Raw genomic sequence first — 25433 nt, 5'->3', positions numbered from 1 at the left:
TGGAGGTGTTTTCGTCGTCGTCCGGCTATCCATCCCCGCCCTGTAGAGGGACGGGGAATTCCGCCGAATCAGTTAAATTAGACCAAACCGCCAGCAGCTTGAAACCTAGCGCGGGCGCGTTTGAAGGCTTGATTTGCCTTAATTTGGGCTTGGCGATCGTCTGCTGAGACTTGAGTGAGTCCCGCTTCTGCTTTGTTGTAAGCAGCACGAGCTTCTTCTAGGTTAATTTTGTCACCACGTTCAGCGCCGTTAACCAGAATTGTCACTTCGTTCTCTTCGACTTCGGCAAAGCCACCCAAAAGGGCGATCGCTTCCCAATTCTGATTTTTCGCGGCACGGACTCGCATTACACCAGTATCCAAGGCGGTCAAAAGTGGTGCGTGTCCAGTGAGGATACCTAGTTGACCGGTTGTGCTAGGCAAAACTACTTCTTCAGCTGGAGCATCCCAGACTGTTTTATCTGGAGAAATTACCCGAACGGTTAATGTCATTTGTCTTTTGTCCTTTGTCCTTCGTCCTTTGTCATTTGTCCTTTGTCTTTCGTAATTGCCATTAGTCATTAGCAGTTGAACTAATGACTAATGACTAATGACCAATGACCAGTGACTAATGACTAACCTTTGATTTTTTCAGCTTTAGCGATCGCTTCGTTAATGTCGCCAACCAAGTAGAAAGCCTGTTCTGGCAGAGCATCTAACTCACCAGACAGAATCTTTTGGAAGCCTTTGATGGTATCTTCTAACTTCACATACTTACCAGGAGAACCGGTAAATACTTCTGCGACAAAGAACGGCTGAGACAAGAAGCGCTCAACTTTCCGCGCCCGGGCCACGATTAGACGGTCTTCTTCAGACAATTCATCCAAACCGAGAATGGCGATAATATCTTGGAGTTCTTTGTAACGTTGTAGAGTTGATTGCACCGCCCGCGCAGTATTGTAGTGTTCCTCACCGACAATATTGGGCTGGAGCATGGTGGAAGTTGAACCCAGGGGGTCAACTGCGGGATAAATTCCCTTAGCAGCCAAACCGCGAGACAGTACTGTAGTTCCGTCCAAGTGGGCGAAGGTAGTAGCAGGTGCGGGGTCGGTTAAGTCATCCGCAGGTACGTATACTGCCTGAATGGAGGTAATGGAACCCTCTGTAGTCGAGGTAATCCGCTCTTGCAGTTCACCTACGTCGGTTCCCAATGTGGGCTGATATCCAACCGCAGAAGGCATCCGACCCAATAGCGCGGATACTTCGGAACCTGCTTGTACAAACCGGAAGATATTATCAATAAACAGCAGCACATCCTGCTTGTTCACATCCCGGAAGTATTCTGCTACTGTCAATCCCGAAAGACCAACCCGCATTCTTGCTCCGGGTGGTTCGTTCATTTGACCGTAAACTAGAGCAATTTTTGATTCGTTGAGGTTGTCTTTGTTGATAACCCCAGATTCCATCATTTCGTTGTAGAGGTCATTGCCTTCACGGGTGCGTTCACCCACGCCAGCAAATACGGATACTCCACCATGCTGAGTAGCGATGTTGTTGATCAATTCCATCATGATCACGGTTTTACCAACACCAGCACCGCCGAATAGACCAATTTTACCGCCGCGTCGATAGGGAGTCAGAAGGTCAACAACTTTAATCCCAGTTTCAAACACCGAAGGTTTGGTTTCCAGATCGGTGAATTTGGGAGCCGAGCGGTGGATGGGTAGAGTTGCTTCAGCATTTACTGGGCCTCTGTTGTCCACGGGTTCGCCAAGGACGTTGAAAATTCTACCCAATGTGGCTTTACCAACTGGCACGCTGATAGGAGCGCCTGTATCGGTAACTTCAAAACCGCGCACTAAGCCTTCTGTGGAACTCATCGCAACAGTCCGCACCTGATTGTCGCCCAGCAGTTGCTGTACTTCAATGGTGATGTTGATTTCCTGTCCAGCTTCATTGGTGCCTTTGATTTTCAAAGCGTTGTAGATTTGTGGCAATTTCCCGCCGGGAAATTTAACGTCTACGACTGGGCCAATGATTTGGGTAATGTAGCCAATGTTTGTTTTTTCTGCGGTTGTGACCATGCTGCGCCTAATGAGTGAAGCTATATTTCAGATAAGGTCGGAGAAGACATAAAATTAAGCAATGTCACCTTTCAGATTAGCACTGAACGCCCCCACCTTCGCCTTAAATTGATCTTTAAGACTGGGGCTTGGGGATCAAAATTAAGGTAAGTTTTAGCATGGGCACTAGGAAAGACTCAAAATTAAAACTGGCGTGTCATGATGATTCTAGACACAACACTTAGGAATTACGCAAAACTATACACGGTAGAGTCCCTTGTTTCGATCTCACGGTTTAAATTATTGAAGGCAGAATTAGTGTTTCAGGCTTTCTCTGAATTGCGATCGCCTACACCAGTGCAATTCAGTAGTTTATTAGAATTATAAAATGTTTAGATATAAAAAATTGTTTTCAGGCAAACCCAATCCAGCATTGGGTTTGGCTGTAGTTTCATCACACTTTCACCGAGCAACAGCTTATGAATTTCTCGTCAGCGCGACAATATTTTTATCAGGAGATTCAGCAGGCTGACGAAAACATTGACCTAGCAAAGGCAGCTTTGTATATTGCACAAGAAGAATATCCCAAGTTAGACCCAGAGGAATATCTTAATGCCCTTGATACAATGGCATGGGAGCTTCAAGAACGCCTGCCTGATTCACGATATCCTTTGCGGATAGTTCAAAGTATTAATCAGTATCTCTACGATGATCTAGGCTTTTCTGCTAATAAAGTTGACTATTACGATCCGCGCAATAGTTTTTTTAATGATGTAATTGACCGCCGATTGGGAATTCCCATAACCTTGGCGTTGGTTTACCTGGAGGTTGCCAGACGGATTGATTTTCCGATGGTGGGTGTAGGGATGCCAGGACATTTCCTGATTCGTCCAGATGTTCCAGATATAGAGATTTTCGTAGATGCCTTCAATGGCGGTGAAATAATATTTGCCCAAGATTGCGAAGAACTGCTGTCTCAACTTTATCAGCGACCTGTTAGCCTACAACCAGAATTTTTAGCTGTAGTCAGTAATCGGCAATTTTTAGCCCGAATGCTGACAAATATAAAACTTATCTACCTCAAACAACAAGAATTAGAAAAAACCCTAGCAGCGATTGAACGAATTTTGTTACTGTTTCCTAATTTAACTTTAGAATTGCGCGATCGCGGCTTAATCTCCTATCAACTCGGTCGCTACCCCCAAGCAGTAAACGACTTACAAAATTATTTAGCAGCAGTTCCTGAGGCCCAGGATGCATCAATGATTCGGCGGCTACTTACCGAGTTGGGTAAGGACTAGGGAATGGGGATTGGAGAATGGGGACTGGGAAACAGAGGGGAAAGAGGTAATTCTTAATTCTCCCCCTTACCCCAGCTAAGTGCCCCTCTGCCTTTTGTGCCCAATTACGAATTACGAATTACGAATTACGAATTACGAATTACGAATTTTCTGCGACTCGTTTCAGGCGGCGGAGTTGAGCTTGCATATCTGCTTTTGTCCAAGAAGCAGCAAAGGTGTTGAAACCCCAACTCACTAAGGGGTTAGGAATATCGTACTCAAAACGGTTTAGTAAAAGCGTTCCCTTTTCTGTGGGTTGACATTCCCAGCGATCGCGCCCTTGAAAAAATCCCTGGAATTCCCAGACTACCAAACCTGGTTGTCGTTCTACAACTACGCTATTCAACGTGGGTTTCAGCAGAGGAATTTGAATGATAAAACGACTTTGACTGCCGACATCAGTACTCCAAGCTTCACCCACAGGTTCGCAACGCAGGACGGGGTTGAGCCAGCGTTGCATAAGAGCTAAATCGCTAATACAGCGCTCCACCACCGTAGCTGTAGCATTAATTTGAATTGATTGTTCTAAAACTTGCGGCATTCCACATCTTCGATGCTGTTGCTGCAATTAGAGTAACGCAAAATTCGCCATTGTCAGTACATTAAATCAAATATTTAGTAACAAAGTCAAAAATTACTCTTGATATCAATGCGATAGATGTATGTTTTTACTGGTAAATTGATAGGCAAAACACTTACTCAGTGTTTGCGGTGAATACTTAAGCTTAATTTCCGAAAACCATGAACACAACTTGGCAAGGAATAACCCAGGTGATAGGAGTTGGTTTGCCCATGAGGGTGCAGCAATTTTTGGCACAATCGCCCAGTCTGCAACCGATACAACCAGCAGTGAATCAAGGAATCGCTAATGTACAAGGTATTGTTCAACAGATAATTCTGTTTACGCCCCGTCTACTGGGGGCAGTAGCAATTTTGTTAGTAGGTTGGCTAATTGCAGCGATCGCAGCTGCGGTGACGCGAGGAATCCTCAATCGCACAAATATAGATAATCGCATTGCCGCAGGGGTAACAGGTCGTCAAGATGTTCCCCAAGTGGAGAAATTAATCTCCAGCTTAGTCTTTTGGAGTATTATCCTATTGACGGCGGTAGCTGTTTTACAGACGTTGGATCTGGAGGTAGCCTCTCGACCCCTGAATAATTTTCTCAATCAACTTATTGGCTTTTTGCCAAATTTGGTTGGTGCGGGAATCCTTTTAGGAACCGCCTGGTTTTTGGCAACCATTGTGAAGATTATCACTGTGCGATCGTTACAGGCATTTAATCTGGATGAGCGTTTGAATCCAGAACCAGAAGACAGGACACCTAGCCTGAATCAGTTGTCTCTGAGTGACACCATTGGTAATGCTCTGTATTGGTTTATATTTTTACTGTTTCTCGCCCCAGTTTTAGATACTCTCGGACTAAGACAGGCTCTACAACCAGTACAAGCTCTGATTACAGAGGTTCTGCTAGTTCTGCCAAACATTTTAGCGGCGGCGCTAATTGCTCTAGTTGGCTGGTTTTTAGCTAATGTGGTGCGCCGGATTGTGACTAACTTGTTGGCAACAACTGGGATCGATCATTTGGGTAGTCGTTTGGGATTATCTGCGGCTGCGGGGGTGCAACCTCTATCGAATATTCTCGGCACAATTGTCTATGTTTTGATTTTGATTCCTGTGGCGATCGCAGCGCTTAATGCCTTGCGAATTGATGCGATCTCTGTCCCGGCGATCGCTATGCTGCAACAGATTCTTAACGCTCTCCCTGCCATCTTTACAGCCGTGGCAATTTTAATTGTTGCCTATTTCGTGGGGCGGTTTGTCGCAGATTTGGTTACAAGTATCCTCACCAATTTAGGCTTTAATAACATTTTCACTATTTTGGGTCTAACAACACCCACTAGACGCATCGAAATTTCAACCGAACCAACAATTGCCCATACCCCAAGCCGCACTCCATCGGAAATTGCAGGTATTGTTGCCTTAGTGGGTATCATGCTATTTGCAACGGTGGCGGCGGTAAATATCTTGAATATCGCAGCCCTGACAGCATTAGTGTCTGGGATTGTGATTATATTCGGGCGGATTTTGGCGGGATTGGTAATCTTTGCCATTGGCTTATTCCTGGCAAATCTGGCTTTTAATATCATTACCAGTTCCGGCGAACGTCAGGCAGAGATTTTGGGGCAAGTAGCGCGAATTGCCATTATTGCTTTAGTCTCTGCAATGGCACTGCAACAGATTGGAGTTGCCAGTGATATTGTGAATTTAGCCTTTGGACTTTTATTAGGTGCGATCGCAGTTGCTATTGCCTTAGCCTTTGGTCTTGGAGGGCGCGATATTGCCCGCGAGCAAGTTCAAGAATGGCTAAACTCTTTCAAAAGTAGAAACTAAAAGTTGATAAAGGTGCAATTTCGTCTGTAAATCTCGCAAGAGTACAGCCATAAGCATCAATAGTGCAGAAAATCTGCTTAAGATATTGAAAGTTAGAGCTTAAAAACTCGGAGTTTGAGTGGAGAATTTGACATTTCGAGTTCTAAAGCTCAAGTTCCGAGTTCTGAAGCTCAACGCTTTCAAAAACAAGAGATACAGCAGATTTAAAGTTGGGGAGCTACAAAATAATCGATAGCAGAGAGCGATCGCACTGAAGAAGTCAAACTGGTAATGGAAAATATTTCTCAATGGGTAGGAATTGATGTTAGTAAAGCCATGAAGCCCGCAGTTCTGGGAGCAGGACACACTCAACGAGGAAGAATATCATCTAGGCGAAGTTGAAGACGGGGCAGAAGTGGTGATTTTATTAATTGATTTAATCGATATTGTTGTAAAATATAAGTATCTTCAACTAGTTGACATACAGTGAAAGTAGGTTGTTTCGGTTTACCAATAAATGCGACTCCACCCAATCCTCGATAATCTACAATCCAATATTCAGCAATGCCTAAAAGTGCATACTCCTCAACTTTGCGAGCATAGTCAGTTTCCCAGTTAGTACTCACAACTTCAACCACCAGCTTAATTGAACGTCCCAGCGTAATTACGGGTTCTCGCTCCCAAAGAGGTTCGCGGTCAAGAACAGTTTCATCAAGAACCACAACATCAGGACGACGAACTGTGGCTGCATCCGCGAAAGGGTAAATTAAACAAGTGCGAGGAATAAACCAGGGGAGTTGTTCTGTAACAATTTGTATACCAATTTGGGTTGCAACTTTGCCACTCACCGTTTCATGGGGGGCAGTGGGTTCCATATTAATTAGTTCTCCGTCTGCTAATTCATAGTGGGTATTCTCTCGGTATTGGGACAGAAAATCTTCTGTAGTGAGGGTTTTTTGGGAGATATATGTCATTATCCTGAAAGTATGTTGTTTTAATCTTAAAGTATCTAACCAATGGGGAAGCGCCATTACACAGGGCGCTTGATTATTTTATAAAAGCTAAATTTTCAAGTTAGCTTATTTTTCCAAGCGATCGCACTCTTGTTCTGTCTGCTTCTAAAAGGTACTATTTCTCGTGTTTTTCTATGGAAGTGACCAGAACGCAACTAACACAAGGTACTTTGCCAATGCACTTCAGTTACAAGAAAACCGGAGGTACGTTGAAGCCGGAAACGCTTATTTGCTAAGATTTCCAGTGCGACAACATTAAAACAGGGCAGTTCTCACCACTATGCCAACATCTACAATTGACGATCGAGACGCAGCAGCTATCCAAGCCGCTAGAGTTGGGGTTGCAATATGCGATCGCACCGCTTGGGGACGCATCAAAGTGGCTGGCGACGATCGCCTCAACTTTTTACACAACCAAAGTACTAACAATTTCCAAATACTCAAGCCAGGACAAGGTTGTGATACGGTTTTTGTCACTTCCACAGCCAGAACAATTGATTTAGCAACCGCCTACGTTAGAGAAGATGCAGTAATCCTGCTAGTTTCACCCAACCGCCGCCAATATCTCATGGAATGGCTGGATAAATATATTTTCTTTGCTGACAAGGTGGAATTATCTGATATCACAAAATATACCAACACCTTCAGCCTCATTGGCCCAGAAAGCGACGCTATTTTAGAAAAGCTGGGTATTGGCGAACTCATCGGCCAACCTTACGGTAGTCACAAAGTATACACTATTGCTCCCGCCGAGGGAGTGCGGATTGCCGTGGGTAGTGGGTTAGCTGCGCCCGGATACACCTTAACTTTCCCCTATACTGATAAAGCGACAGTATGGAATAAATTGTTAGAAGCTGGGGCGGTAGAGATGAGCGATCGCGCTTGGGATGCCTTACGAATCTTACAAGGTCGTCCCGCGCCAGATTCCGAACTCACAGATGATTACAATCCTCTGGAAGTTGGTTTGTGGCAAACAATTTCTTTTACTAAAGGTTGCTATATTGGGCAAGAAACCATCGCTCGATTAAATACATATAAAGGTGTAAAACAACACCTTTTGGGTATCCGCCTCAGTGCCCCTGTGGAAGTTGGAAGTGCGATCGCAGTTGGAGATGAAAAGGTCGGTAAACTTACCAGTTACACAGAAACGGCTGATGGTTATTTTGGACTAGGTTATATTCGCACCAAAGCTGGTGGCGTAGGCTTAAAAGTTAAAGTGGGAGAAACTGAAGGTGAAGTCATAGAAATCCCCTTTGTATCTCACGAGTACCCGTAAGTAATTCAAGTCCTAATATCTTCTTCTTTATTTCTAGTGCCGTAACAAAATTCATCCACCCAAGAAGCTAAACTACGGGCATTAGTGGTTGGTATCACTTTGCTTTTAACCTCTTGTGGTTGAATATTCGGTTGTTTACCGTTGCTTTTAACCTCAGTAGTAATTGCTAGCGATCGCACTGATTTGCCATTACTGTTAATCTCGGTTGTAATTGCCAGCAATGCGCCTACAGGGATTCGGACAGATGGCGCGTTGCTTTTAACCTCGCTAGCTAGCGCCACAGATGGCATAGTTTTTGCTTTGCTGTTAACTTCGGTAATCATTGTCAGCGCAGAGTGCAATCCTATGGGTTGATATTCCCTTATAAAACCGGGGGATGGCGTTTTTATCGGAGTATCTGGAGCAATTTTAGTTGTATTTGCTACTACCAACTCAGGTTTGCGGGTGCGAACTACTTCAGTGTTAGCTGTAAATAATGGCACTACTTGATTGGCCCGTGACAAGTTGGAGTCTAGAGTCTTGGCAAGAGACTGAAGTGCAATCTTGCTGGCAGTTACAGATGATAATAGATGTTTATCCTCGGAATGCTTCTCATCTGGCAACTCACTTGCCACTTGGCTTGTAGTTATAGAATGGTCTAATTTTATCAAACGTAACTCTTCATCAGGATTGAAGTTAAGACCTAAAGCAGCGACTATTTTATCTGGATCGTTATTCAAATCCATCATAAAAGCAAGTATTTCATCAAACTGGGGTTCTAAAACAGACAGTGTTGCCAAAATAAAACCGGACAAAGGACGGCGTAGACCATCGTAAGTCCCCCAAATTCGCATTTTCACCAGCCAGGTAATATTTTGGTTGTAGTAAACAAGCCAATTTTGTTTTAAGGATTGACGCAGCTGCTGGATATTCATTGGATGCCTCACTTCAGTCAACAAGATTACAGACTTTGATATTGCTAATTAATTTGATCTCTGGGGATGAAACCGATAATAGAGCATCTGTTCGACTCTTTCACCATCCAGTAAATGATTTTCTATCAGTAGAGATACTTCATCCGGTTGAACGCCGCTATACCAGACCATATCGGGTAATACCAGCACCATCGGCCCATTGCCACATTGTCCTAAACAGCTGCTAGCCGTTACCGTTACATCAGGGATTGGGAAAGCCGTAAAAGCTGCTAATACCTTGGCCGCACCTTGCTTTTTGCAGGTACGATTTTGACAAACCCGCACACATTTAGAAGCAGAGGGTTGGTCTATTGTGGGCAAGTTTGATGGTTGAGTGATGTTGGTCATTTATCCTTTGTCTTTTATATTATTTTTTACCAATGACCAATTACCAATGACTAATCTATTGAAAGTCCTTTTGAAGCTAGCCATTCCGGGTTGAATATCCGCGACTGATAGCGGGAACCACTATCACACAAGATGGTGACAATGGTATGTCCTGGCCCCAACTGCTTCGCTAGGGCGATAGCTGCGCCAACATTAATACCCGTTGAACCGCCCATTAACAACCCATCTTTCCTTAGCAATTGGTAAACTACCCGCAAAGCTTCTTTGTCATCGATTTGGATAGCATCATCGGCAGGTGCGCCTTCCATATTGGCTGTGACGCGACCGTTACCGATGCCTTCGGTAATGGAATTTCCTTCTATATTGATTTCGCCAGTTTTGACATAGCTATAGAGTGCGCTACCCAGAGGATCGGCTACAACGCATTTAATCGCTGGATTTTGTTCTTTCAAGTACAAGGCCACACCAGCATAAGTACCAGCAGTACCAGTTGCAGATGTCCATGCATCTATTTTACCATCTGTCTGTTTCCAAATTTCTGGCCCTGTGGTTTCGTAGTGGGCGTGGCGATTGGCTAAGTTATCAAACTGGTTCGCCCAAATAGCATTTTCTAACTCAGCAGCGACTCTGCCAGATAGCTTGACGTAGTTGTTCGGGTCTTTGTAGGGTACAGCTGGAACGCGACGAACTTCTGCACCTAGTGCTATCAGTGCGTCTATTTTTTCTTGTGACTGAGTATCGGGAATAATAATTAGGCATTTGTAGCCTTTAGCATTGCAAATATGCGCCAGTCCAATGCCAGTATTACCAGCAGTTCCTTCTACAACAGTACCACCAGGTTTGAGTAAACCTTTCTTTTCGGCATCTTCAATAATGTAAAGTGCGGCGCGGTCTTTGACGGAACCGCCAGGATTGAGAAATTCAGCTTTAGCGAGAATTTCACACCCTGTTTCTTCACTGAAGCTGTTTAAGCGAATCAGGGGGGTGTTACCAACAGCGCCGACGAAGCCATTTTTAATATCCATTTTGACTATACCTATTATCGGGGGATTTAGGGGGATCTAAAAGTATTTGATACATCACCAAGGACTTTTCAAACATCCTCTTATAGCGTAATTCACGATTAACCTCACAAAAGTCAAAAAACTGTTCGTCTGTCATTTGCATTGAGGGAGGAATTTGCACAACTAAAGGGGATGAAAACATGATGATTTCCTCTAGGTTTTGCTGTCTACCCAACTGGCTTGTATTTCTTATTCTCACGCAACTAATTCTTTTGGTGAGACAGTAAGGGATTTCCAAAAAATAAATTAATTATCCCTCTTGTGGGGTGGGCATCCTGCCCGCCCTGAATATAGGACGGGTGAGGACACCCATCCCACAAGAAAATTTGGGATGTTTTTTTATTTGTCAGTCCCTAATATTCGTTTTCGCCACAAATTTCCGATAAGAAAGTGCATTTTGTGGTGTTCAACTCCAGCTTCAGTTTACCAGGCTATGAGAAGCAAAATAGTAAATTTACTGGGGTTGCTAAATATTTACGTAAGTTAGTATACAACATGATTGATAAGAAAATGCTGGTATCTTTTCATTGTCTTAGACGGGATGGACACTGATGACATCTGAGAGCGATCGCCAAAAAGAACTTGAACACCGGGAACGCACATTACGAGAACGAGAAGTTGAATTGCGACTCCGGGAAATGGAAACTAACATCCATGCTACTGATGTAGCTTTTCATCAAACTGTGAAACATCAGCCAGATCGGAAACCTTGGATGAAAAAACTGATTCTGGGTGGAAAGCTTTTTGCTCTTGGTGTGGTAGCGCTAGTTGCAGTAAGAATAGCCTCAGTATTAGCTGGGTTTATTATTGTTGGTGTGCTGGGGTGGGTGTCTTACAAACTATTTTTGGAATCTAAAAAAATCAATCTTTAATTAAGGTGTAAATTTTATGACAAATCAGGTGGCAACTGACAGATTTATCCAAGATTTAGAGCGGGTTGCTCAAGTGCGATCGGAGATGTCTGTGTGTTTAACTAAACTGGCTGAAACTATTAATCAAGCGGAGTTAGCTGGCGACTCTTCATCAGGAAAACTCAGTTTAGAGCGAGATATTGAAGATATTACAGTAGCTAGTAAAAACCTCCGCCAAGGTGTATTTCGCCTTTTAGTCTTGGGCGATATGAAACGGGGAAAAAGTACTTTTCTCAACGCTTTAATTGGGGAAAACTTATTGCCGAGCGATGTTAACCCTTGTACCGCAGTATTAACAGTTTTACGCTATGGCCCAGAAAAGAAAGTTACTATTCATTTTAATGATGGTAAAAGTCCGCAAGAGTTAGATTTTCAAAACTTTAAATATAAATATACTATCGATCCGGCTGAAGCAAAAAAACTAGAGCAGGAGAAAAAGCAAGCATTTCCAGATGTCGATTATGCAGTAGTTGAATATCCCTTAACGCTACTAGAAAAGGGAATTGAAATTGTCGATAGCCCAGGATTGAATGATACAGAAGCACGAAACGAATTATCTTTGGGTTATGTAAATAATTGCCATGCAATTCTGTTTGTGATGAGAGCTTCTCAACCTTGTACCTTGGGTGAGCGTCGCTACTTAGAAAATTATATCAAAGGTCGAGGATTGACAGTTTTCTTCTTAGTTAATGCTTGGGATCAGGTGCGGGAATCATTGATCGATCCTGATGATGTCGAAGAATTACAAGCATCTGAGGATAGATTGCGGCAAGTATTTAAGGCGAATTTAGCAGAATATTGTACTGTAGAAGGCCAGAATATTTATGAAGAAAGGGTGTTTGAGCTTTCGTCAATTCAAGCACTCAGACGACGGTTGAAGAACCCTCAAGCTGATTTAGAGGGGACTGGCTTTCCGAAGTTTATGGATTCCCTTAATACATTTCTTACCAGAGAACGTGCGATCGCAGAACTCCGTCAAGTTAGAACCTTAGCTAGACTTGCCTGCAATCATACCCGTGAGGCAGTTGCAAGACGCGTACCATTACTTGACCAAGATGTAAATGAATTGAAAAAACGCATTGATTCAGTAGAACCAGAGTTTAACAAACTCACAGGTATTCGAGATGAATTCCAAAAAGAAATTATCAATACCAGAGACACTCAAGCAAGAACGATTTCTGAATCTTTTCGCAGCTACGTTTTAAACTTAGGTAATACCTTTGAAACCGACTTCTTACGCTATCAGCCAGAATTAAATTTGTTTGATTTTCTCAGTAGTGGTAAACGAGAAGCATTTAACACCGCACTGCAAAAAGCCTTTGAGCAATATATCAGTGATAAATCTGCGGCTTGGACATTAACTGCTGAAAAAGATATAAATGCAGCTTTTAAAGAACTTTCTCGCAGTGCTGCCCAATATGGCGCGTCTTATAATCAAGTCACAGACCAAATTACAGAAAAGCTCACCGGACAAGACGTAAAAGTACATACCACTACTACTGCTGAAGAAGATAACTCTCCCGGCTGGGCAAAATGGGCAATGGGATTGTTATCACTGTCTAAAGGAAATCTTGCTGGTTTTGCGCTAGCCGGGGCTGGATTTGATTGGAAAAATATCCTGTTAAACTACTTCACTGTAATTGGTATTGGCGGCATAATTACAGCTGTGACAGGTGTTTTACTTGGGCCAATTGGGTTTGCGCTGCTAGGTTTAGGAGTAGGATTTTTGCAAGCAGATCAAGCACGTAGAGAGTTAGTTAAAACGGCAAAGAAAGAGTTAGTAAAACATCTACCACAAATTGCACACGAGCAATCTCAGGTTGTATACAGTGCCGTCAAAGAGTGTTTTGATTCTTATGAAAGAGAAGTGAGTAAGCGGATTAACGATGATATTATCTCTCGCAAATCTGAATTAGATAATTTAGTTAAGCAGAAACAAACCCGCGAAATAAATCGTGAGGGTGAGTTCAATCGTTTAAAACGCTTACAAGAAGATGTAATAGCTCAATTACAAAAAATAGAGGCGGCGTATAGTAACTTATTAGCTTACTATAGCTAATATATATTATTACTCTCGTCCTTTCGTTATTCTCGTTCTCAGCTAGAAGCTGGGAATGCCTATAGGAAGGCTCCGCTTTCCATAACCATAAGTAGCTAAACATAAATAAATTAAAGTTTGTAGTAAGGACTTTAGTCCTGATAAACTTTGCTATGAGCGATGAATCGCTCACTACAAACTAGGATTTTATTCTATGTTTAGTTATGCCTAGTATAAACATAAGAATGTGAGGCGGAGCCTGGAAACGAGGAAATATGCAACAACAGTATGAAGGTTATAAGAATTTAGCAGAGTCTCTGAAATCTGTATCTGCGTTACTGAATTTAGAACGCAAATCACAATTACATCAAGATATAATTACCATTTGCAATCATCTAGTTAATCCTAGTTTTCGCATTGCGGTATTTGGCCCTTTTAATCATGGTAAGTCCACTTTACTGAATGCCATTCTAGGAAATCGCACCTTACCAATTGATTTAATTCCTACTACAGGTGCATCAATTACTGTTAAATATGGCTCTGATGTACGGACTCGGATCATATTAGTAGATGGTACAGAAGTCTATCGCAGTGGCACAGAAATTCTACAACAATTTGCAATTCTTGATGGCAATAGGCAGATGCGAAAAGATGTAGCATCTGTAGAAGTCTTTTGTCCGCATCCCTTCTTAGAAACAGGCGTAGAATTTCTCGATTTACCGGGAACAAATGATCGAGATGAACAAGATAATTTAGTCAGAGAAAAGCTTTTAAGTGCAGATTTAGTTATCCAATTACTAGATGCACGAAAATTAATGACTTTAGGTGAACGGGAAAACTTACGAGATTGGCTATTAGATCGCGGTATTAAAACAGTTATATTTGTTGCCAATTTTCTGAACTTACTCGAACCTGACGAGCAAAAACAAGTCCAAAATCGCCTGCTGTTTGTTGCAGAAAGCTTTCGAGCCGAATTACCCCCAGGCTTTAGTAATTTATATCGCGTCGATGCTTTACCTGCCTTAAGAGCTAGATTAAAAGGCGATGTTGCTGCTGCAAATAGTAGCGGGTTAGCAGCTTTTGAAACCGCTTTGCAAAATATTGTGGGGATTTTGCAACCAGATCGTGGTAGTGTGCGTTTGCCAAGAGTGCAAGCGATCGCTTCTCAAATCCAACTCTCATTAAAAGCTAAAATTGACCCGATTGCTCTTGAAATAAAATCTTTTGACGATAAACAAAATAGTAAATTTGAAATTAAACGAAAAGCAGCTAACTTAATTTATAAAGGCTTTTCTACCAGCATTGGAGAATTACGCGATTGGCTAGCATTACCCAAGCTACTCACAAAATATCAAGCTGATGCAGCAGTTGCATTAGCAGAAAATCAATTTAAAGATTGGCAAACAAATATTCTTAAAAAAGACTTAAATCAATTACAATTAGCTGCTGTGAAATGGCTTTATCAAGCTTACGAGTTTTTCCAAGAAGAAAGACCACAAGATTTATTAATTCCTTTTCCTAGCGAACCACAAGTAATACTACCCCCAAAGCCAAACAATACTGATGATTTGAGTGAACCTGGTTCTATCGCTGTTGGTGGTGGTATTGGTTGGTTATTAGGCGGACCGGTAGGTGCTGCTGTCGTGGGAAGTATTTCTTATTTGTTAAACAAGAATATCCAAAAACAAGACGAACAATTAGCCAAGGAATCTTATCATCAGGAAGTTGCTAAACTTTGTATAACTGCAATTGAAGATTATTTTTATAGTTTTAGCAGTCAAGGGTTATCAATTTTGGCTGAATATGAACGGCAAGCTGAAAAAGTAATTTGCTTTGAATTCAGTCAAGAACCAGTAGAAATTAGTAATAAACGCGAAAGTTTGCAGCAATCACAAAATGGTTTTAATCGGTTGCTACGAGAGTTAGAAAAAGTCAAAATCCTCTCAAATCATCAACCTTATAAAGAAATACCAAAATACACTAATACTAATAAAAAATATTCGCCACAGCCAGAGAGAGTTAGAATTTCCCCTGAAAAAGATCCTGTTGTTAAGCAACAGCAGGAAAATACTGTTAAGAATAGTGGTAGAAGGGTAGAATCTGTCTCTCCACTGCCAAAATCTTCTCAACCTCCGAGGAAAGAAGAGGTGGAGGCGAAATTTCGTGATTGGGAACTCAATGAGGAAATAGCCCGGATGAAAGCAGAGATGCGAATGCCTGGTTCCCAAACTAGCAAACAGCAAAATTCAACTCAAAGCAACAAAGCACCCAGTCAACCCAAAAGCCAGACGGAAAAAGATAAGATTACTCGCGCCTACGGCATTTTAGGATTGCAAGCAAATGCTTCTCAGGCTGAGGTAAAGCAGGCTTATCGAACTTTAGTAAAAAAATGGCATCCAGATTTGTTTGTAAATCAGCCGCAACTGCTAAAACAAGCACAAGAGAAAATGCACTTAGTTAATGATGCTTACACAATTTTGAGTGATAAATAAACGATAAGATACCGGACTTCTCTAAAAAGTTAGATTAAGTGTAAGTAGAACGACTTGAAAAAAACAAACTATGTAAAGTAATGTAATTTTAGCAAAAATCAGTTCGTAGTAAGGACTTTAGTCCTGATTTGAGAACTAAAGTTCTCACTACAAACCTTTAATTATTTACCCTGTTCTACTTAGCTGAAACTTTTTGTTTGTCAAGGCGTAAACTTTTCATAAAAACGAACAGTTTACCTAAAGAAAACTCAAAGGCAATAAGTGCTTGGTTTTTAAGAAATTAGTATAAATTATAGGTAGTTCTCCCAACCAGTTTGTCACACTTCACAATACAAATGTAATATGGCGTGGAGATTCATCTAACACTTTCGATGCAGAATCTATTGTTTTAACCATTGAAGACAAAAATTATACTTGTCCTTTTTTTGAGAAAGTTTTCGCCACAGACTCAACTCTCTTAAGGAGTAATATCAATAAATTTTAATAGCCTCTTGTTTTTTAGCACAATCCATGTAAATCTCATAAATGTATACTACGATAATCAGATTGATTTACAGGAGATTATCGATAAATTATCTGCGTTAGCCAATAAACTCAAAATATAGTGCCAAGTAAACTTTTAGCGTCTATTACAAGGGTTGTTGAAAGCTATGTCTGAGCCATATTACAGGATCTGGATTCCCGTTTACGACAACTGCACCATAATGACTCACCCTCTTAAACCTCGTGATGTCAGTTACTCACGAGCTAAGTATCCGATCTAGTTGGCTGAACTATGTGGGTTTACTAAGCTGTCATGCATTTAATTTGCACAATTAAGGCGGGCAAGATGCCCACCCCACAAGAGATTTATTTTTTGGAGGATACAAATTAAAAGATTTTTAGCTTACAACCTTGATTGCAGAACACATGATTTAATCCCAGAAATCAACAACTCGATCGGCTAGAAACTTGGACAGCAGGAGCAGCCGTAGTGCAAAAGCATTGGGAGTACCAATTCAAAAAAGACTGGGGAGGGTCTTATTCGTCTTCAAGGTGCATTTTTAAAGCGTAACTGAAGTTTTTTGTCCCGAAAATCATATCTGAAGATATTTTGAAGTTTGTAAATACTCAACTAGCACCTGAAGACAAAACAGAAGTAATAATTATTACTTCTAATGACCAAGTACGACCGAATATAGCTTTAAGAGATAAAGTAATCGATGCCAATTTTTTTCAACATTGACCTTTCATGATTAATACCATCAAGGAACTCAGAATTAATTTAGTGCCATTAAATCTAGTTTTATTAAGCACACTTGGTCTTTTATCGAAAAGCCTTAAATCAGTGAATGAGTCCAACTAATTCGAGATGTTAATGATGTAGAATTCATTGTTTATTCGGCTAAAACTGTTGTTCTAGCAGCAATAACACTGCAATCTATCGGATAAAAAACAGCTAAAGAGAAAAAGTATACTTTGGCATTAGTCTCGTTAGAGGGTTAAGAAAATGAACCCAATATTCAGAAACTAAACAAGCTACTTAACGATCTACAGGTGAGAGATTTTATTAATAACCAATATCAGGGAGGAATAGGAGATGTATTTTAAATCAGATGAAAGAATGAAGGATGAATATTTTGTTACTTCGTTTTTCAGAAATCAGGAGTTACTAAACTTAAATTGTGACATTTATGGAGAGGAAAGTTATGTTTTTTGGACAAATTGAAAGAGAATGTTTATATGGAGAAAATTGGACAATTTCGCAACCAGCTAAATTACCAGATCATCTACAGTTATTAGTGGATAAAGAAGAAGTAAAATGTGATATCTGGGAATTGCAGAGCCAAGAGCTTGAGAATCAGGCTATTCATCAAAATTTCGAGCGGGACTCTAGTCAGCTATAGGATTCTTTTTATTGGCTGTGGCGTTTATCATTCATGTCAGTATAAGTCAGAGAAAATCTACAGCCGTTTAATGTCTGAAAATAAGGATGTTGGGGTGTAGGGAGAAAAGCTAATCCTAGTTTCAGAGCAATTTGATTTATCGAGGTGTGGAAGAGTAGGGGCAAAACTAGTCATGATTTTCAGAACAATTATATTGAATTAGAGAGTGACTCACCACCCTTACACCCCTATTTTTTCACCAAGCAAGAAAAGGAATCAATCCCAATGGCACATCTATTTGAACCATTAAAGATTCGTGAAGTTACTTTTCGTAACCGCATCGCCGTTTCACCTATGTGTCAATATTCCAGCACAAATGGATATGCTAATGATTGGCACGTTATTCATCTAGCTTCTCGCGCAGTTGGCGGTGCAGGTATAGTGCTAACAGAAGCAGCAGCCGTAGAACCTCGCGGACGCATTAGCCCTCAAGATTTGGGAATCTGGTCGGATGAACACATCGAAACTTTAGCCAAAACGGTGGCATTGATTCATAACTTTGGAGCTGTTGCAGGTATTCAACTCGCTCATGCAGGCAGAAAAGCCAGCACTGCCAAACCTAGTAAGGGAGGGAAAGCGCTAGATGAATCTCAGGAAGGTTGGCGACCTTTGGTTTCGAGTAGTGCGATCGCTTTTAGCAAAGATAGCCCAGTTCCAGAAGCCCTAAGTCTTGAGGGAATTCAGGAAGTTATTGATGCCTTTGTCCAAGCTACTAAACGTTCTCTACAAGCTGGTTTCAAGGTAGTTGAAATCCATGCTGCCCACGGTTATCTACTCCATCAGTTTCTCTCACCTCTTTCTAACCAACGGCAAGATGATTATGGTGGCAGCTTTGAAAACCGGACTCGTTTACTTAGAGAAGTTGTTCAAGCAGTCCGAGAGGTTTGGCCTGAGACGCATCCACTCTGGGTACGTATTTCTGCCACCGATTGGGTAGATAAGGGTTGGGACATTGAGGAAAGTATTGCTTTAAGTGACAAACTGAAGTCTTTAGGAGTCGATCTCATCGATAATTCATCAGGGGGTATTATACCGGGCATAAATATACCAGTTAAACCTGGTTATCAGACTCAGTTTGCCGAACGCATCCGTCGCGAAGCCAATATCCATACAGGAGCTGTTGGCTTAATTACAACCCCTGAACAGGCTGATGAGATTATTCGCACAGAAGTAGCTGATATAGTGCTGTTGGGACGCGAACTACTCCGCAATCCTTACTGGCCGCATCTGGCAGCTAAACAGTTGGGACACGATAAACTCTGGCCTGTTCAATATGACCGAGCTTGGCTATGATATCACCTGTCCTTAATTGAGTATCAACCACCTTCAACCCTTGCTGCTTACAGTGGGTCACTACTGACTGTGGGTGGAGAGTTGAATAAATTGGCAACTAATTATGCTATTGGTCGCGGTCACGGTGGTATCCATTGGCGTTCGGATGCTTCAGCTGCTTTGGCTTTGGGAGAAGAGGTTGCTATTAGTCTGCATTTTTGTCGATCAATTACTGTGTGTTGGTAACGATGCCCAAGTTATTCTCAAAGCAGTTGAGACAGATCCAGCATGTGCGATCGCCAATGCTCAAGTTGCCGCCTTTTATCTGTTTGCTGGTGGTAGTAATGCCTTAACCCAGGCGAAATCGTATCTCAATGTGGCGAAAGCAAACCTGAAAAGAGCTAACGATCGCGAAAAACTTTACGTTGCTGCAATTGAAGCATGGGCAAACCGAGATATTGCTCAAGCGATCGCCCACCATGAAGCGATCGCCATTACTTTTCCCCGCGATTTAGCTTCAGTACATCTGGCCCAATACCACTATAGAAATTCTGGTAACAGCCAGGGAATGTTGCGAATTGCCGAAAAAGTTTTCGCTGCAAATCGTGACAACCCGTATATGTACGGAATGCTGGCCTTCGGGCTAGAAGAGTGTCATCGAATAGCCGAAGCAGAAGAATATGGACGACAAGCGATCGCCCTGAAACGAGATAACCGTTGGGCACACCACGCTGTTGCTCATGTATTAGAAACTCAAGGACGTTTAGAAGAGGGGATTAACTTAATGGAGAGTCTTAGCGATACTTGGGAATATGGTAGCTCGGCTTTCTACGGACACCTTTGGTGGCATACATCCCTTTACTACCTGGATATTGAAAATTTTGCCAAAAGAGATTGAGTAGCAATGTTTTATTGAGTTGGCATAGTTACTTCCCAAATTCCTTCATTTCCACCATATTCCAGAACATAAATTTTATTGCCGATAATTTCACTATCAATAGGATTACTAAAATCTTTGACAATGCGCGTAGCGTTAAATTTATAGTTGGTAGTTCCTACTTTAGTTAAGTTTAAATGTAGTAGGTCTTGGCTAGGATCTTTAAAAGGGCCTGCTACTGTTTCGCCAGTGGAGTCGCCTGGTGTCCAACTCAACATGAATCCATCTCTATTGAATTCTGGACTCATTACTCCTTGTGTATCAAAAACTAAGCCCAAAGGAGAACGGTGGGCTGTAAAACTGCTAAAACTTTGCCCCAGAACACTGGCATCTTTGACTTTGCCATCTACTGGATCGCGGTAACTGTCTGCGTCTGGCCCAAGATTAGAAATTGGTTCAATTAAGGTTACATTAGGCCGAACAGGAAAGGTTGGATCGTTACGAAAATAGCCCTTTTGAACGGCGTTAAATCGAGGGTCTAACAATCTGTCATTAGCAGGATTATAATTGGGAAATTGTTGTGGATTGTCTGTCCCGCCAATGCGCCAGGGAAAGCCGTAGTTACCACCTAGACGTAGCCAATTTAATTCTTCTGACATATCGCGATCGGGGCCATTCTCTGTACCAAATAAATCCCCATTGGGTGCAAATGCCATATCAAAAGTATTACGTATTCCTTCTGCAAAAATATAGCCAGCTGTCTTTAAGGTTGCTCGATTGTTTGCAAGGAAGAGATTTTTGCCATTACTAGGAAGTCGGAGTATACAGGCAGTTAATCCTACTTCGCGAGTATTGGGATACAACCCATCAGAAGACTGAACTTCACCGTGATCGGTACGAGAACCGCTATTCACATAGATAAAGCTACCATCTGGGCTAACAACCACACCGTTGAAGCGATGATCGTAAGCTGTTTTGCTTTTGGGATATCCTGCACTCTTAGCTAAGATAGACCAGATACGCTGTTGTGTACCCGACTGAATTTCACCTTTAACAATAATTGCTTTAGTTTGGTTATTCACAAGGTCTGCATTCCCAACCAAGTAAATTGTACCGTTAGGGCCAATAGCCAAACCTTGAGTCTCACCGATATTATGATTACTAGAGTTGTAGACAAGTGTACTAGTAGAGGAGCCTAAATTGACTCGATAAATCTCACCATTTCGTTTGAGGTAATAGAGGGTATTGTTTCTTGGATCTTTTGCAATCCGAACAGAGGGAGAGTCTGATAATGTATTCAGAATAAGGCGAATCTTAATATCAGCACGCAGGGATTGAGGTGCAGCATTTACTGCACTACTACCATAATTTAATATAACTATTGTAAGTAACAACGCTTTGGCAGCAATAAAGCACCTTTTTAGAGATAAATTACCGATGAATCTGCGTTGATCTTGCTTGGATAATTTAGTGCTATTCATTATTTGGTTCATAAAATAGTCAGATGATTTTGTTTTTAAACTTAATGTTCCTCTAGCCAGCAGTAAAAGTATTCTTAATAGCCTCCTAAGGTTAGTAATCCCTGAAGTTGACAACTTTCTTATACCAAACTCACTTCTAATGTATAAGGAGCAGAATTGCTGTCACTAGAGCCAGTGAAAGTTCCACCATCTTGAGGGAAGAAAGCATATTTGCTCACTGAAATTGAGTACGTTCCAGTACCTAGTGAAGCGGTTATAAACGATCCAAAGTCGGGGCCACTATCGTCGTCACTTTGAAGTAAGATCCCAGCATTGTTAAACAGTCCGATAACTGTATCATCGGTTGTTACCGCACTGATGGTGACAGTTTTGGGATTTGCTAGAGAAAATGTAAAAAAGTCGAAATCAGGATTGTCCCCTGGTTGAACTGTTACCAACTCACCTGAAAGTTTAACGTCTGAGCCTGATGATAAAGAACCCAATGCTTCAGCACTAGCTAGTGTATTGTTTGTAGCTTGTCCAGCATTTTCCCGTTCATAGAAAAGGAAATAGTTACTATCAAGTCTAAGGTTCACTTTCCCCTGGATAAGACCTATAATCTCATCTGGCTCTGTTCCTGGTTTATCTAATAATATTTGTGTGTTGGCTCCAGCAGATTGCAAGCGGTAGTCTTTTGGCGAACCTTTGAGTTCTATTCGATCTTCACTAGGGTTGAAGTCAGTAATAGTCGCCAAGTCACCAAAACCAGCATTGGTAGTGCTTTTATCGTCATAGAAGACATTTTTAGCGTCTCCCAGGATAAATCTATCTAGCCCAACCCCGCCAGTTAAGATATCAGTCTCCCCTAATCCAGGTGATAGTACACTAGCAGGGAAAACACCGATGAGGATGTCGTCTCCAGACCCCCCATTGAGGCTGTCATTGCCGGGGCCGCCTTGTAGACTATCATTGCCATCTTCACCAATGAGCGTATCATTGCCCAAATTACCATCTAAGTTGTCATTGCCTGCTCTCCCATTGAGAGTGTTGTTAGCAGTATTACCAAAAAGTATGTTGTTAAGACTGTTACCTGTACCGTTGATGGCGCTAGTTCCAGTCAGGGTCAGGTTTTCTAAATTTACACTCAGTATGTAGGTGACAGTAGACCGGACGGTATCTGTCCCTGAATTAACAGCTTCGGTAATGGTGTCAGCACCACTGTCAACAAGATAAGTGTCGTTACCTACTCCCCCATTCAAGCTGTCAATACCCAAGCCACCATCAAGTGTGTCATTGCCAAGTCCACCAATTAAACTGTCGTTTCCTGTCCCGCCAAACAAATTATCATTACCATCTGCACCATTTAGGGTATCGTTACCAGACAAACTATTGGCATTATCACCATTAGCCCAACCATATATCGTGTCATCTCCTGAAGTCCCATTTCTTGTGTCAGGAGCCGTAGTGCCGAAAATAACTGCCATATTATTTTTCCTAAATTTCTCACTAATGCCTAAGTTTGGCCTCAGTCAAAGAACTCTTTATAAGTTAAATGTGGATTACTTAAAACTGTAAGTTTAAATACAGATACCTTGATTAACCTAATTAATACCAATATTCATTAGAAAATATCAATTATTGATTTGGTTAGTTGATTTTGAAAGTGATAGGTAATTGAGTTCAAGTTTATTTATTTTAATTATTTTTTTAACTTCAACTTACATTACTTAAGTACCACGAACAAAAGGTTGCGTCAACTTCTTTACGAAATCTTAAAAATAGAAGGTTTGTAATTTTTAATACTTAAGTTAAGAGTTTTATAAACTTTAATTAAGTCTATTTTCAAAAATGCTATATTTCTAGTAAATACAGCAAAATTTTCCAGATTAATCCGCTATTCTCGTTAAGTTAGGTTTCAATGTGAAATTTTTTCTGTAAAAAAAATAATTTTATATTAAAGAAATTCATTTCAAAATACATAAGTTAAATTGATGGATTATCCAAAGCATTTTTGAGCATAACAAAACTTCAGCTTTATATAAAATTTATATATTTTCTTTAACGACTGAAGCTGATTCTGCCAAGGAATGCCCCAAAGAAGATGGTGCTAAAATGAAGCTAATTAACTCAGCAGTGCTAGGTGATTTTGCACTGCGAATTAGTTTAAACTTCAGAAAATGAATCTAAACATCAATTGCTCTTTATTGTTAACTAATCATGCCTAGAAGCGTTAGGCATAATTGCCTTCTGAAGATTTGCACCGCTAAGATTAGCTCCCCGAATGTCGGCTCCTCTGAGGTTAGCTGCTCTGAGATTTGCCCCTGCCAAATTCGCGTCTCTAAGGTTAGTCCAGCTTAAATCAGCTTGACTCAAGTCAGCTTCACTTAAGTTAACCCGCAACAGATAAGCACCACTGAAGCGAGCCTTATTCAAATTAGCTTTGTAAAGGTTGGTTTTATAAAGATAAGCCCCCAATAATTCCGCCTCATATAAAGTTGCTTCGCTGAGGTCAGCCTCAATCAAGTTAGCTTCAATTAGGTTGGCAAAAGAGAGATTAGCCCGGATTAGCTTCGCTGCACCTAAATCGGCATCTCTTAAGTTAGCGCTTCTTAGGTCAGTTCCAATTAGATTAGCATGAGCGATCGCAGCACCTCTCAAATTAGCCTCACTCAAGTCGGCTCCAATCAAATTAGCCTGACTCAAATCTGCCTGCGTAAGTATAGCACCACTCAAGTTAGCAACACTGAAGTTAGCATCACTCAAGTTAGCTTCAACAAGCAAGGCTTTGGAGAGGTTGGCACTACTGAGGTCAGCACTACTGAGGTTTGCTCGCACAAGTAAAGCATTACCCAAATCTACCTTTCTCAGATTTACCCCCTGGAGGTTTGCGCCTCTGAGGTTATCCCCTTGCAGATTTGCGGCGCTGAGGTCTGGTTCAATCTGAGGATTTTTCTTTCTCCACTCACTCCATGTAACTGCACCTGCTTTGAGTAAAGCTAGATGCTCTCGATTTGCCATTTTCTCTCCTTTACTCCTGACGACCACCTAGAGGATTTGCTCGACCAGCTACATTTTCAATGGCTGTTAAAGCTCCCGCCGCACCTGCTAGAATATCCTGTTCTTGCCCACCTAAGTAAAGTCGTCCAAAGCTACCTACAGCTTGAACTTCAAGAATGTTAATCCTCGCTGCTTTCTCCGCTTCATTGGCAGCCAGTGCAGCATAAGCAGCAGGTTCCACTTCTAGTACATATAGTGTTTGTCCTGCTAGTAGTAGCTGTCCCCGTCGCGTGCGATTAATCAGTTGTGTTTGATAAGCATCGATGTTGCGGATAATCTGACTAGAAATAACACGCGGTTTTAGACATTCCTCTCTTTTGACTCCTAGTGCCGCCAAAATTGCTTGACCAGCAGCCCGCGTTTCACCTTGGGAGCTAGAATGAACTTCCAATAGTCCGTATAGTCGTTCAACTACCTGTACACCCGGACGGACAGAAGCAGATTTCAGGGCTATATCCGTAATTTTATTAATTTCGATACCAGGAGAGATTTCAATCCACAGTGATGTATCCCCTGGTAATGGTAAGAAGCCTTGGGCTACTGTTCCCATATATGCTGCATGTTGAGGTTGCAGGTTGTCGAGAAATACGAAACTGCGTAGTTCTATTCCCAAGATTTTGCTCTCCAGTCATAAGGGTAAAAGTTATCTATTGCAATATATGAGTGCTTAACTTGGGTCATTTTTGCCACAAGTGAAGGATGGAAAAATACAAAGTATAAAAATTTTGCTGTCGATAAATTTTACACCTGAGAAGTATTCTGGCAGTAAAAACCACCTTGATAATTGTACAAGCTTTATTACGCACAAATCGCTTTCTGCAATGCCTAACTGGTCTTGATTTACTGATAAAGTTGATGTGACAAAAAAGTTTTTAGCTAAACTGAAGCGGAAAAAGTTGGCTGGGCTTGTGCGGATATCTTCAAAATGCTGCCAAAACCGCAGTCAATCAAACTCACAGTCTTAATATTTACACATTGACAAAGTGGGCAAGA

General features: G+C 41.5%; 21 protein-coding genes and 1 pseudogene. 10 read left to right on the top strand and 12 right to left on the bottom strand.

What is annotated here, in order from left to right; all coding sequences use genetic code 11:
- Window positions 1-77: 77 nt before the first annotated feature.
- Window positions 78-491, bottom strand: a complete 414-nt coding sequence (gene atpC, locus CDG77_RS02275; protein ID WP_094327672.1) for an ATP synthase F1 subunit epsilon — start codon at window positions 489-491, stop codon at window positions 78-80.
- 122 nt (window positions 492-613) lie between these two features.
- Window positions 614-2062 carry a F0F1 ATP synthase subunit beta gene (atpD, locus tag CDG77_RS02270; protein WP_094327671.1) on the bottom strand — a complete coding sequence of 483 codons (1449 nt, stop codon included), beginning with the start codon at window positions 2060-2062 and terminating at the stop codon, window positions 614-616.
- Window positions 2063-2520: 458 nt separating this feature from the next.
- Here atpD and CDG77_RS02265 point away from each other — a divergent pair, with 458 nt between their 5' ends.
- Window positions 2521-3342, top strand: coding sequence for a SirB1 family protein (locus tag CDG77_RS02265; RefSeq protein WP_094327670.1), 822 nt, complete (start codon window positions 2521-2523; stop codon window positions 3340-3342).
- Window positions 3343-3481: 139 nt separating this feature from the next.
- On the opposite strand, the gene CDG77_RS02260 is transcribed toward CDG77_RS02265, so the two are convergent.
- Window positions 3482-3922, bottom strand: coding sequence for an SRPBCC family protein (locus CDG77_RS02260; protein WP_094327669.1), 441 nt, complete (start codon window positions 3920-3922; stop codon window positions 3482-3484).
- 200 nt (window positions 3923-4122) lie between these two features.
- On the opposite strand from CDG77_RS02260, the gene CDG77_RS02255 reads away from it, so the two are divergent.
- The gene (locus tag CDG77_RS02255) at window positions 4123-5775 is read left to right on the top strand and encodes a mechanosensitive ion channel (RefSeq protein WP_094327668.1); all 1653 of its coding nucleotides are present in this window, start codon (window positions 4123-4125) and stop codon (window positions 5773-5775) included.
- A 347-nt stretch (window positions 5776-6122) separates the two neighbouring features.
- Here CDG77_RS02255 and CDG77_RS02250 read toward each other — a convergent pair whose 3' ends face one another.
- Complete coding sequence (locus CDG77_RS02250; protein WP_094327667.1) at window positions 6123-6728, bottom strand: Uma2 family endonuclease; 606 nt, start codon at window positions 6726-6728, stop codon at window positions 6123-6125.
- 319 nt (window positions 6729-7047) lie between these two features.
- Here CDG77_RS02250 and ygfZ point away from each other — a divergent pair, with 319 nt between their 5' ends.
- A complete protein-coding gene (gene ygfZ, locus CDG77_RS02245) occupies window positions 7048-8043 on the top strand; it encodes a CAF17-like 4Fe-4S cluster assembly/insertion protein YgfZ (RefSeq protein ID WP_094327666.1) in 996 nt (331 codons plus the stop codon).
- Between the two features lie 5 nt (window positions 8044-8048).
- On the opposite strand, the gene CDG77_RS36200 is transcribed toward ygfZ, so the two are convergent.
- The 4 genes and pseudogenes from CDG77_RS36200 to CDG77_RS35145 form a co-directional block, all read right to left on the bottom strand.
- Complete coding sequence (locus CDG77_RS36200) at window positions 8049-8957, bottom strand: DUF5331 domain-containing protein (protein ID WP_190233890.1); 909 nt, start codon at window positions 8955-8957, stop codon at window positions 8049-8051.
- A gap of 48 nt (window positions 8958-9005) precedes the next feature.
- On the bottom strand, window positions 9006-9344 hold the full coding sequence (locus CDG77_RS02235) for a (2Fe-2S) ferredoxin domain-containing protein (protein ID WP_094327665.1): 339 nt from the start codon (window positions 9342-9344) through the stop codon (window positions 9006-9008).
- 50 nt (window positions 9345-9394) lie between these two features.
- A complete protein-coding gene (locus CDG77_RS02230) occupies window positions 9395-10369 on the bottom strand; it encodes a cysteine synthase A (RefSeq protein ID WP_094327664.1) in 975 nt (324 codons plus the stop codon).
- A gap of 85 nt (window positions 10370-10454) precedes the next feature.
- Window positions 10455-10550 (bottom strand): annotated as a pseudogene (locus CDG77_RS35145) (Uma2 family endonuclease); the annotation flags it as partial.
- A gap of 409 nt (window positions 10551-10959) precedes the next feature.
- On the opposite strand from CDG77_RS35145, the gene CDG77_RS02220 reads away from it, so the two are divergent.
- From CDG77_RS02220 to CDG77_RS02185, 7 genes are all read left to right on the top strand, one after another.
- On the top strand, window positions 10960-11280 hold the full coding sequence (locus CDG77_RS02220; RefSeq protein ID WP_094327662.1) for a DUF3040 domain-containing protein: 321 nt from the start codon (window positions 10960-10962) through the stop codon (window positions 11278-11280).
- Window positions 11281-11296: 16 nt separating this feature from the next.
- Window positions 11297-13378, top strand: coding sequence for a dynamin family protein (locus CDG77_RS02215; protein WP_094327661.1), 2082 nt, complete (start codon window positions 11297-11299; stop codon window positions 13376-13378).
- A gap of 254 nt (window positions 13379-13632) precedes the next feature.
- Window positions 13633-15849: a dynamin family protein gene (locus tag CDG77_RS02210; RefSeq protein ID WP_094327660.1), complete on the top strand. Its 2217-nt coding sequence runs from the start codon at window positions 13633-13635 to the stop codon at window positions 15847-15849.
- A gap of 1093 nt (window positions 15850-16942) precedes the next feature.
- Window positions 16943-17074 (top strand): MetQ/NlpA family ABC transporter substrate-binding protein, encoded by a 132-nt coding sequence (locus CDG77_RS37340; RefSeq protein ID WP_223269693.1) that lies wholly within the window; start codon window positions 16943-16945, stop codon window positions 17072-17074.
- Window positions 17075-17537: 463 nt separating this feature from the next.
- On the top strand, window positions 17538-17735 hold the full coding sequence (locus tag CDG77_RS02200) for a hypothetical protein (RefSeq protein ID WP_094327659.1): 198 nt from the start codon (window positions 17538-17540) through the stop codon (window positions 17733-17735).
- Between the two features lie 264 nt (window positions 17736-17999).
- Complete coding sequence (gene namA / locus CDG77_RS02195; RefSeq protein ID WP_094327682.1) at window positions 18000-19067, top strand: NADPH dehydrogenase NamA; 1068 nt, start codon at window positions 18000-18002, stop codon at window positions 19065-19067.
- Window positions 19068-19170: 103 nt separating this feature from the next.
- Window positions 19171-19944: a hypothetical protein gene (locus tag CDG77_RS02185; protein ID WP_181154338.1), complete on the top strand. Its 774-nt coding sequence runs from the start codon at window positions 19171-19173 to the stop codon at window positions 19942-19944.
- Between the two features lie 11 nt (window positions 19945-19955).
- Here the strand turns inward: CDG77_RS02185 and CDG77_RS02180 are convergent, their stop codons facing one another.
- From CDG77_RS02180 to CDG77_RS02165, 4 genes are all read right to left on the bottom strand, one after another.
- Window positions 19956-21404, bottom strand: a complete 1449-nt coding sequence (locus CDG77_RS02180; RefSeq protein WP_190233889.1) for a PQQ-dependent sugar dehydrogenase — start codon at window positions 21402-21404, stop codon at window positions 19956-19958.
- 119 nt (window positions 21405-21523) lie between these two features.
- Window positions 21524-22867: a calcium-binding protein gene (locus CDG77_RS02175; RefSeq protein WP_094327657.1), complete on the bottom strand. Its 1344-nt coding sequence runs from the start codon at window positions 22865-22867 to the stop codon at window positions 21524-21526.
- Window positions 22868-23594: 727 nt separating this feature from the next.
- The gene (locus CDG77_RS02170) at window positions 23595-24401 is read right to left on the bottom strand and encodes a pentapeptide repeat-containing protein (protein ID WP_094327656.1); all 807 of its coding nucleotides are present in this window, start codon (window positions 24399-24401) and stop codon (window positions 23595-23597) included.
- Window positions 24402-24411: 10 nt separating this feature from the next.
- A complete protein-coding gene (locus CDG77_RS02165) occupies window positions 24412-25053 on the bottom strand; it encodes a hypothetical protein (RefSeq protein WP_094327655.1) in 642 nt (213 codons plus the stop codon).
- Window positions 25054-25433 lie beyond the last annotated feature (380 nt).

This window comes from Nostoc sp. 'Peltigera membranacea cyanobiont' 213 (assembly GCF_002245975.1).
Taxonomy (GTDB): Bacteria; Cyanobacteriota; Cyanobacteriia; order Cyanobacteriales; family Nostocaceae; genus Nostoc.
This window is presented reverse-complemented; position numbering and strand designations above follow the sequence as displayed.

Coding starts and splice junctions, on each gene's coding strand:
- atpC (WP_094327672.1), bottom strand. CDS start 491: ATGACATTAACCGTTCGGGTAATTTCTCCAGATAAAACAGTCTGGGAT.
- atpD (WP_094327671.1), bottom strand. CDS start 2,062: ATGGTCACAACCGCAGAAAAAACAAACATTGGCTACATTACCCAAATC.
- CDG77_RS02265 (WP_094327670.1), top strand. CDS start 2,521: ATGAATTTCTCGTCAGCGCGACAATATTTTTATCAGGAGATTCAGCAG.
- CDG77_RS02260 (WP_094327669.1), bottom strand. CDS start 3,922: ATGCCGCAAGTTTTAGAACAATCAATTCAAATTAATGCTACAGCTACG.
- CDG77_RS02255 (WP_094327668.1), top strand. CDS start 4,123: ATGAACACAACTTGGCAAGGAATAACCCAGGTGATAGGAGTTGGTTTG.
- CDG77_RS02250 (WP_094327667.1), bottom strand. CDS start 6,728: ATGACATATATCTCCCAAAAAACCCTCACTACAGAAGATTTTCTGTCC.
- ygfZ (WP_094327666.1), top strand. CDS start 7,048: ATGCCAACATCTACAATTGACGATCGAGACGCAGCAGCTATCCAAGCC.
- CDG77_RS36200 (WP_190233890.1), bottom strand. CDS start 8,957: ATGAATATCCAGCAGCTGCGTCAATCCTTAAAACAAAATTGGCTTGTT.
- CDG77_RS02235 (WP_094327665.1), bottom strand. CDS start 9,344: ATGACCAACATCACTCAACCATCAAACTTGCCCACAATAGACCAACCC.
- CDG77_RS02230 (WP_094327664.1), bottom strand. CDS start 10,369: ATGGATATTAAAAATGGCTTCGTCGGCGCTGTTGGTAACACCCCCCTG.
- CDG77_RS02220 (WP_094327662.1), top strand. CDS start 10,960: ATGACATCTGAGAGCGATCGCCAAAAAGAACTTGAACACCGGGAACGC.
- CDG77_RS02215 (WP_094327661.1), top strand. CDS start 11,297: ATGACAAATCAGGTGGCAACTGACAGATTTATCCAAGATTTAGAGCGG.
- CDG77_RS02210 (WP_094327660.1), top strand. CDS start 13,633: ATGCAACAACAGTATGAAGGTTATAAGAATTTAGCAGAGTCTCTGAAA.
- CDG77_RS02200 (WP_094327659.1), top strand. CDS start 17,538: ATGTTTTTTGGACAAATTGAAAGAGAATGTTTATATGGAGAAAATTGG.
- namA (WP_094327682.1), top strand. CDS start 18,000: ATGGCACATCTATTTGAACCATTAAAGATTCGTGAAGTTACTTTTCGT.
- CDG77_RS02185 (WP_181154338.1), top strand. CDS start 19,171: ATGCTATTGGTCGCGGTCACGGTGGTATCCATTGGCGTTCGGATGCTT.
- CDG77_RS02180 (WP_190233889.1), bottom strand. CDS start 21,404: ATGAATAGCACTAAATTATCCAAGCAAGATCAACGCAGATTCATCGGT.
- CDG77_RS02175 (WP_094327657.1), bottom strand. CDS start 22,867: ATGGCAGTTATTTTCGGCACTACGGCTCCTGACACAAGAAATGGGACT.
- CDG77_RS02170 (WP_094327656.1), bottom strand. CDS start 24,401: ATGGCAAATCGAGAGCATCTAGCTTTACTCAAAGCAGGTGCAGTTACA.